The following is a 5,175-nucleotide window of genomic DNA, read 5'->3' on the forward strand; positions in this document are numbered from 1 at the left end:
CAGCGGCACGTCGGGATCGACTTTGATGCCGACGACCTCGCACGTGCCGTTGATCGACCCCATCATGATGGTCGTCAGGTAATCGACGAACTTCTCCGACGGCAGTCGCCGCGGGCTGTCGTGGTTGCTGCCGAGCCACCAGTCGGTGGCCGACGCCGCCGCCCCGAACGTCGCGAAGCCGGCGAGCTCGAACGCCGCGTAGTCGAGCTCCATGTCGCTCAGCTCGTTGTTGAACATGTCGGCCATCGCCAGCGTGATGTCGCGCCCCTCGTTGATGGCGCGCATCGCCGACTCGCTCTGCTCGGCGAAGCGGCCCTGGATCAGGAAGCGACAGACGTTGGGGTGTTCGTCGACCAGCAGCACGTACTGCTCGACACTGCGGCGGATCACCTCGCGGGCGGGATCGGTCGTTACGTTGATCGAGGGGATGATGGCTGCCCACAACATGTCCCTAAGCCGCTCCCCGATGGCCTGGAAGAGATCGGACTTGTCGGTGAAGTGCCGATAGATCTTCGGCTTGGCGGTGCCCGCCTCCTCCGCGATCTCGCGCAGCGAAAGCACAGGTCCCAAACGGTCGATGGCACGGAAGGCGGCGTCGACGATCTCGGCACGCACCTTCTTGCGGTGCTCGCGCCACCGCTCGCTGCGCGCATCGACCTTCACGCCGGGTTGGCTTCCCGGGCTGGGTCGAGACGGCATGCGCACGGACTCACTGTACCGGCTGAGAGGTGCTGACCTGCCAATACCGCGCCACGTCGCTCGGCAGGCGGCGCGAGCGGGTGAGCCCTCGGTCCCCGTCCTCGAAAAGAGGTGCTCACCCTGCCCAGGTACCATCGCTGCGGACATAGCCCAGCTAGACGAGACGAGACTCATGACGCAGCGATACGACCTGGTCATTGCAGGCGGAGGCCCGTCGGGCGCGGCCGCAGCGTGGCAGGCTGCGCAGACGGGCGCGAAGGTGGTCGTCCTCGACAAGGCCGAGTTCCCGCGCGACAAGCCATGCGGTGACGGTCTGACGGCACGCGCGGTCAGCTACCTGCAGAAGATGGGCCTGGCCGAAGAGGTCGACAAGTTCCACCGCGTCAACCGCGTGACGGTGTTCAGCCCGTCGCAGTGGGAGCTGTCCTTTCCGACGCGTCCCGGTATGCCCAACCACGGTTACGTCGCTCCGCGCCCACAGCTGGACACCCTGTTGCTCAAGCACGCCGAGGCCGCAGGCGCCGAAGTCCGCCAGTCGTGTGAGGTCACCCGCCCCGAGCTGGACGCGACCGGCCGCGTGGTCGGTGTCGTACTCAAGAGCGGCGAGAAGGTCCTTGGCGATGCCGTGATCGCCGCCGACGGCGCCTACTCCCCGATCAAGCGGGCACTCAAGATCGACTCCGAGTACAACGGCTACTCGGCGATCGCGATCCGGGCCGAGATGCCTGCCAACAAGCCGGACTCCGACTCGCTGGACATCTACCTCAATCTGAAGTTCCAGGGCGATCAGCTGCCCGGCTACGCATGGGTGTTCCCATTCGGCGGCGGCCGGATCAACATCGGCCTCGGCTACGTCAACAGCTACAAGAACTGGCAGCAGATCAACGCCACCCAGTTCATGGGCGAATTCATGCGCACGCTGCCCCCGGAGTGGGGCCTGCCCGCCATCGAGGAGCTCAAGAAGGACAAGCTGGTTCGGGCCTGGCGGCTTCCCATGGGCTTTACCGCCTGGCCGCCCTGGCGTCCCGGCGTGCTGTTCACCGGTGACTCGCTCGGTGCGGGCAAGCCTGCCTCCGGCGCAGGCATCTCCAAGGCCCTCGAATCGGGACTGGCCGCCGGGGAGTGTGCGATCGCGGCGCTGACCAACGGCGGACCCGACGACTTCACCAACTACTCGCAGCGCATGGAAGCCGCGTGGGGCCGGGAATACCGGCGCGGCCGCTACTTCCACAAGCTGGCGGGCATCCCCGCCGTCGCGAACAACGGCATCAAGCTGATCGACAACGCGTTCTTCCGCGATCGCATGCTCAAGGCGCTGTACAAGAAGGAACAGGGTCCGCAGCACAAGGTCAAGTAGCTACGGGTCCGCCCACTCCCCAGTGGGCCTTGCTCGCCGGGATTCCGGCGGCGACAGGCGCTCGAACGCGCCATGTTCCCACTCACGGCCCCGCGTCTGACGCACCCCGCGCGTCGGTCGCCGCGAAACCTGGGTTTGCTCATCCCATTTCGAAAAGTCTGGCAGTTTCGCATCGGCGCCATTGAGACAACGGTAAGAAAACGCCTCCGTTGCGAACCTTGATCGTTTCGTGTTGTTCCTGTGACATCTGTGAACCATCGTTACCAAAGTGAAATGAGTGCGATGCGGCATTCTTACGGGCTACCCGGGAGATCTCGATGACGACAATGACAGCTCGTGTTCCATGGACATCTCCGACGATGCGCAACGCCATGGTGGTGCACGACGGGATCGCATGGGGGAAGTTCTTCGACGTGGTCATCCTGGTGCTGCGCCCCTTGGCGATCACGCTCGGCATTGCGGCGGCAGCCGTTTCATTGCCCGCCCCCGCACACGCCGACGTGACGGGCGATGCGGGCGGCACCGTCCTGAATGGAATCGGGATCGGCAACAACGGCGCCACCAGCACGGCCATCGCCGGAGTGGGCCAGTCGATCTGCCCGATGCTGGTGCAACCGGGCAGCACGCTCGCTTCGATGGCAACCCAGGTGTCGGGCAATGGCGGCTTGGCCCCGACCATCGCGGGTTGGGTGGCGACCATGGTGATCCAGACGCAATGCCCGGGCTGGATGACGTCGCTGTCCAACGGGCAGATGCCCGCGGGGCTGGACACCCTGACCAACATGGCGAGTCCGGCCCTCGGGCTGCCGAGCGCCGCGCCAGGCTCTGCGTTGCCGTTCGGGATCGGCGCGGCTCCGGCGACGCCCGCCCCGCCCTTCGCTCTGCCCGGCACCAGTCCGATCCCATCCACCGGCCTGACGATCCCGGGTCGCTAGCCGCGGGGCTTCGATGGTGAAACCGTGTTCCGCACAGGGTATTTCAATCTCACGATCGCGGGCGGTGTCACGCGGAGAACGCGTACTGCACGTGCTCGGCGACGGGCACGAACCCGATTCGCCGGTAGATCCGGTTCGACACGGGGTTGGCGTCGTCGGCGAACAGCACCACGTCGCGCGCCCCATCCCGGTGGGCGTACCGCACTGCCGCCGTCGTGACGGCCGCGCCGTAACCGTGGCCCCGTCTGTCGGGCGGGGTGTACACCGGTCCGATCCGTGACATCCCGAGCAGATCGGCGTGCACCCGCGCCATGGCGACCGGCGATCCGTTCACCGTCCAGAGCACGACGTGTCCGTCGGCATCGTGAATGGCCCTCAGCACTCCTCGGCTTGCTACGGGGTTCGACGGTTGGTCGAACGCCTCGACGAAGAACGCGTCGAGCCACTGCACCACCAACTCGGTGTCCTCTACCGCGGCGAGCCGCACTTCACCGATGACCCCGACGGGCGGCACGAGCTCGTCGAGGCGATACAGGGTCTCCCCGAAGGACTTCTCGACGGTCGCGCCAGTGGCGCCGGCCCATGCATCGCTGAACGCCGTTGCCGTGGAAGGCGTTCCGCGCACCGCGGGCAGGCACGACCGTACCGGGGCCAGCGCCGCGGCGGCATCCTTCGCCGACGTCGGCGGCAGCCCACTGACCAGCAGGATTCCGTCGCGCATCTGCAACGCGGCACCCACGACGCCCTCGCAATCGGAGACCGACAGCAGCAGGTGATCGGCGGGCCACCTCGACGTCCGCAGCGTGGTCAGCTCGGTGGTGAACAGCACCGGGTCTCTGCGGTAGACCAGCCGGGCTACCGCGCCGAAGTCATCGGGAGACGAGTACAGGCGGACGTTCACCCATCCGAGGGTGAACCAGTCGCCCGCGAATCTCCACTGATTTTCCGGTGGCGACCCATCGGACTACCGCGAGCGTGAATCCCGCGACGGGACACGCCGCGTCACCGTCGCCACGTTCACGCTCGGCGCGCACCAGTGCAGTGCGTCAGCGTCGACCGCGCTCGGTCCGGCCCGGCTTGCGCGCGACCTTCCCCGCAGCGGCGCGGGCGGCCTGCTTCGCAAGGGTCTTCTCCCGTGCGGTGCGTTTCGGTGCCGACTCGACCCGCCCCCGCGACGAGCTGGGTTTGCGACCCCGCACGATGCCAACGAACTCCTCGACCAGCGCCTGCTGCGGCCCCTCCGGGAAGGCAAGCGCCACCGGACAGGTGGGCGCGTCGGCAATCGGGCGGAACGTGAGGTCCTTGCGGTGATGCAGCCGCGCCAGCGACTGCGGAACGATGAGCACGCCGACCCCGGCGGCGACGAGTTCGATGGCGTCCCCGGTGGTTTCGGGTCTGTCATCGACCGGGATACCGGGGGCGGCTGCCCAGCCGACGACATCGTCGAGTGGGCGCAGCACCGGCTCCTCACCGAGGTCCGCGGCGGTCACCACGTCGGCCGCAGTGAGAACGTGATCGATCGGCACCACCGCCACCGTCGTTTCCTCGTAGACGGGGATGACGGCGAGCCCGGACGTGTCGGTGGGCAGCCGAAGCAACGCCACGTCGACTTTGCCAGCCCGCACTGCGTCCGCCGCGTCTACCGCGGCGACGGTGCACAACTGCAGCGGCACCCCGGGATGGCGCTGCGCCCAGATGCGGGCCCACTTCGCGGGCGTTCCGCCGGGCACGTACCCCACGGTGAGCGAGGGCAGCGAGGATGAAGCCACCGCATCAGGCTACCGATACGCTGCTTGCATGAGCAGGCCGAACGCGCAGTCCATGAAACCCACGACGGCGGCGAAGAAGCTGGACGTGTATCTGCCCGCGACCCCTTCCGAGTTCCAGGAGAACCCGATCACCCGCACCGAGCTCGCGGCCCTGCAGGCGGATCCGCCGCAATGGCTCAAGGACCTTCGCAAGAGCGGCCCGCATCCCAAGAACCTCGTCGCGGCGAAGCTGGGCGTCTCGATCGCCGGTCTCGCGCGCGGCGGCATCACCGAGGCGCTGACCACCGAACAGATCAATCAGCTCATCGAGGAGAAGCCAGAGTGGCTCGTCGCAGAACGCGAGAGCTACCAGAGCGTGCTGCGCGAGGAACGACGCGTGAAGGCGCAGCGCGACGACCAGGCTCGCGAAGGCTGA

The 5,175-nt window shown here is 67.4% G+C and carries 6 protein-coding genes; 3 read left to right on the forward strand and 3 right to left on the reverse strand.

All coding sequences use genetic code 11. The annotated features are described in order from the left end of the window. On the reverse strand, positions 1-699 hold a 699-nt coding region (locus tag ABW137_RS01365; protein WP_526396118.1), incomplete at its 3' end, for a TetR/AcrR family transcriptional regulator. A gap of 172 nt (positions 700-871) precedes the next feature. Here ABW137_RS01365 and ABW137_RS01370 point away from each other — a divergent pair. Together ABW137_RS01370 and ABW137_RS01375 are read left to right on the forward strand one after the other, a co-directional pair. After that, entirely contained in the window at positions 872-2,056 is a 1,185-nt protein-coding gene (locus ABW137_RS01370; protein ID WP_526396108.1) for an NAD(P)/FAD-dependent oxidoreductase, read from the forward strand. Between the two features lie 359 nt (positions 2,057-2,415). Beyond that, on the forward strand, positions 2,416-2,991 hold the full coding sequence (locus tag ABW137_RS01375) for a hypothetical protein (RefSeq protein WP_526396110.1): 576 nt from the start codon (positions 2,416-2,418) through the stop codon (positions 2,989-2,991). Between the two features lie 67 nt (positions 2,992-3,058). On the opposite strand, the gene ABW137_RS01380 is transcribed toward ABW137_RS01375, so the two are convergent. After that, positions 3,059-3,892, reverse strand: coding sequence for a GNAT family N-acetyltransferase (locus ABW137_RS01380; RefSeq protein ID WP_526396112.1), 834 nt, complete (start codon positions 3,890-3,892; stop codon positions 3,059-3,061). Between the two features lie 145 nt (positions 3,893-4,037). Continuing rightward, complete coding sequence (locus tag ABW137_RS01385; protein ID WP_526396114.1) at positions 4,038-4,760, reverse strand: LysR family substrate-binding domain-containing protein; 723 nt, start codon at positions 4,758-4,760, stop codon at positions 4,038-4,040. Positions 4,761-4,788: 28 nt separating this feature from the next. Here ABW137_RS01385 and ABW137_RS01390 point away from each other — a divergent pair, with 28 nt between their 5' ends. After that, entirely contained in the window at positions 4,789-5,175 is a 387-nt protein-coding gene (locus ABW137_RS01390; protein WP_526396116.1) for a DUF5997 family protein, read from the forward strand.

Source organism: Mycobacterium sp., from assembly GCF_040509115.1.
Taxonomy (GTDB): domain Bacteria; phylum Actinomycetota; class Actinomycetes; order Mycobacteriales; family Mycobacteriaceae; genus Mycobacterium.

Bases quoted from the DNA above. Each gene is read 5' to 3' on its own strand.
- ABW137_RS01370 (WP_526396108.1), top strand. From the start codon at position 872: ATGACGCAGCGATACGACCTGGTCATTGCAGGCGGAGGCCCGTCGGGC.
- ABW137_RS01390 (WP_526396116.1), top strand. From the start codon at position 4,789: ATGAGCAGGCCGAACGCGCAGTCCATGAAACCCACGACGGCGGCGAAG.
- ABW137_RS01375 (WP_526396110.1), top strand. From the start codon at position 2,416: ATGCGCAACGCCATGGTGGTGCACGACGGGATCGCATGGGGGAAGTTC.